This window comes from Mesorhizobium sp. P3_A9 (assembly GCF_056402975.1).
In genome coordinates, this window is sequence record NZ_JBFUGJ010000747.1 from 1 (window position 1) to 909 (window position 909).

At 61.9% G+C, this 909-nt stretch carries 2 protein-coding genes; both read right to left on the minus strand.

Going from position 1 to position 909, the window contains the following annotated elements; genetic code table 11:
- On the minus strand, positions 1-207 hold a 207-nt coding region (locus AC1DX0_RS36480), incomplete at its 3' end, for an alpha/beta fold hydrolase (RefSeq protein WP_477359428.1).
- Between the two features lie 240 nt (positions 208-447).
- A partial coding sequence (locus AC1DX0_RS36485; RefSeq protein WP_477359431.1) for a tetratricopeptide repeat protein occupies positions 448-909 on the minus strand: 462 nt, incomplete at its 5' end.

A 909-nucleotide genomic window follows, 5' to 3' on the forward strand; every position in this document is an offset into this window, starting at 1 on the left:
CGCCCTGGCCGCCACTTTGGCTGGACCGGCGCCCGGGAAACCGAACGACAGGCCATGGCCCGGCAGGTCATAGGCCAGCGTGCGCACGGGAGACGACAGGGACGAGATCACCTCGCGCCAGACATCATGGCAACCGCCGAAACCATGCAGCAGGACGATGGTCTTCGAACCAGATCCTTGTTCGGCGGCATAGGGCGATGAAATCATGAAGCTGAGGGCTTGTTGCGGGACTGAGAAAAGCGTGGGACCAGGCACCAAATGCGGCTGAATTGCTCTTCGTCCAGCGCCATAGCCAGTAAAATTTTCGCGATCTATTCGCGAGCGCGAGCATGCAATTCAACGGGTTCATCCGGCAAAAGCCGGCAAATCAGCCAGATTGGCGCTTTGTTCTCCGCATGCGAACACCCAGCAATTCGATTGGTCCAACCGATCCCGGTCTGTTGAACTTCAGCTGGCGTTGCCGAGCCCGGCGGCGCGCAAGGCGCCGACCAGCCGCTCGGTCAGRTCGGCSGGATATTTCCKGTCGACGAARGTCGCGCGCGGATCGGCGGCGAATTTCGGAAATTTGGCGGTGAGTTCGTCGAGCAGCTTGCGCGCCAGACCGTCCTGACCGGAAATCCTGGCGCCGATCAACCGGGCGGCAAGATAGTGCGATTTGGTTGCGGTCGTTCTCAGGGCAGAGCTGGCGATCGCGGCCTGGTTCGCGTCGCCCAGCATCAATTCGCCAGCGAAAAGCCCGAAATCCCACCATGTCGGATGGCCGCTGGAGGCATCGACCGCATGGGCCAGAAGGGGTGTTCCCTCGGCATATCGGCCGGCGAAAACCAGCCCGTAGCCATAGGCGGCCGCCATGGCGACGTCATAGGGGTTGAGCTCATAGGCCTTGCGCATCCAGCGCAGCGCTTCGTC